The sequence below is a fragment of the Streptomyces sp. NPDC037401 genome, assembly GCF_055602345.1.
Window position 1 is genome coordinate 1 of record NZ_JBVJWO010000080.1, and the last position, 2,201, is coordinate 2,201.

1 protein-coding gene is annotated in these 2,201 nt (G+C 70.7%); it reads right to left on the reverse strand.

Features of this window, described 5'->3' with window-relative positions:
* The coding region (locus ACZ7H1_RS37275; protein WP_470792932.1) for a type I polyketide synthase at nucleotides 1-2,201 on the reverse strand (2,201 nt) is incomplete at both ends.

Below are 2,201 nucleotides of genomic sequence, written 5' to 3' on the forward strand. Positions count from 1 at the left end.
TCGCACTGTTCGATGGATGCGGCGAAGGGGGGTGAGGTGTCGAGGAGGTCGGCGCCCATGCCGGCCCATTGGGTGCCCTGCCCGGGGAAGACGAAAACGATGTGTCCCGTCTCCTGGGACACGCCCTGGACGACCTGAGCCGAAGGCTCACCCTGGGCGAAAGCGCCCAGCGCAGACACGAGTTCCTCCTGCGCACCGCCCAGAACGACTGCGCGGTGCTCGAACGCGGCCCGCGTCGTGGCCAGCGTGTGCGCAACCCCGGCAATGTCCAGTGCGGGCTGCTTCTCCGTGTACGCCGCAAGCTGTCGTGCCTGCGCCCGTAGGGCTTCCGGGGTCTTGGCGGATATGACCCAGGGCACGACTTCCGCAGGGGTGGTGGTTGTGTGAGCGGGTGCTGTGGGGGGTTGTTCGAGGATGGTGTGGGCGTTGGTTCCGCTGACGCCGAAGGAGGAGATGCCTGCGCGGCGGGGGTGGTTGGTGTGGGGCCAGGGTTGTTCCTGGGTGAGGAGGGTGACGGCTCCGGCTTCCCAGTCGACGTGGCTGGTGGGCTGGTCGACGTGGAGGGTCCTGGGCAGTACGCCGTGGTGCATGGCCATGACCATTTTGATGATTCCGGCGACGCCGGCGGCGGCTTGGGTGTGGCCGATGTTGGACTTCACCGAGCCGAGCCACAGCGGCCGGTCCTCGGGCCGGTCCTGGCCGTAGGTGGCGATCAGCGCCTGGGCCTCGATGGGGTCGCCGAGGGTGGTGCCGGTGCCGTGCGCCTCCACGGCGTCCACCTGGTCCGCCGACAAGCCGGCGTTGGCGAGGGCCTGGCGGATGACCCGCTGCTGGGAGGGGCCGTTGGGGGCGGTGAGTCCGTTGCTGGCGCCGTCCTGGTTGACGGCCGTACCACGCACGATGCCGAGGACGGGGTGGCCGTGCCGTTCGGCGTCGGAGAGCCGCTCGAGGAGCAGCATGCCGACGCCTTCGCCCCAGCCGGTGCCGTCCGCGGCTTCCGCGAACGCCTTGACCCGGGCATCGGGAGCGAGCCCCCGCTGCCGACTGAACTCCACGAAGATCTCCGGAGTCGACATGACCGTGACACCGCCGGCGAGGGCCAGCGAGCACTCGCCGCTGCGTAGCGACTGTACGGCCATGTGCAGGGCGACCAGCGAGGAGGAGCAGGCCGTGTCGACCGTGACTGCCGGGCCCTCCAGTCCCAGCGTGTACGCCACCCGGCCCGACGCCACACTGCCCGCGATGCCCGTGCCGAGATAGCCCTCGACGGTCTCCGGCACCTGTCGGAGCAAAGTGGCGTAGTCCTGCCCGTTGCTGCCGACGAAGACACCGGACTGGCTGCCGCGCAGCGACTGGGGGTTGATGCCCGCGCGTTCGAAGGCCTCCCAGGAGGTCTCCAGCAGCAGGCGCTGCTGCGGGTCCATGGCCAGGGCCTCACGCGGATTGATGCCGAAGAACGACGCGTCGAACTGGCTCACGTCCTGGAGGAAGGCGCCCTCGCGGACGTACGACGTACCCGAGCGGTCGGGGTCCGCGTCGTACAGCGCCTCCAGGTCCCAGCCGCGGTCGGCGGGGAACGGCGAGACCGCGTCACCGCCGGACGCCAGCAGCTCCCACAGCTCATCAGGCGTCCGGATCCCGCCCGGGAAGCGGCAGCTCATGGCCACGATCGCGATCGGGTCGGCGTCGGTGACGGTGACGGCCGCGGAGGCGGGCGAGGACGCGAGGTGGTCGGCCACCGTGCCGGTCTGCTCGCCGTCGTTCCGGAGACCCGGGAACTCGCCGAGCAGATGGTGTGACAGGTCGCCCGCGGTCGGATAGTCGAAGATCACGCTGGTGGGCAGTCGCAGGCCGGTGGCCGCGTTCAGCCGGTTGCGCAGCTGGACCGCGCCCAGAGAGTCGAAGCCGAGGTCCTTGAAGGCACGGTTCGGGCCCACGGCCTGCGGGCCGGCGTGGCCGAGCACCAGCGCGGCCTGGGTCCGTACAAGCTCAAGCAGCAGCTCCTCGCGCTTGGCCGGGGCCAGCACCGCGAGCCGGTCCGCCAGCGAAGACGACTCTTCGCGCAGCGCGCTTCCCGGCGCGGCCGGACCGGCCGACGCCCGGAACTCCGGCAGGTCGGAGATAAGCGGGCTGTGGCGGGCGACGGTGTACGCCGGTATGAAGCGGTCCCAGTCGATGTCGGCGATGGTGACGGTCGGTTC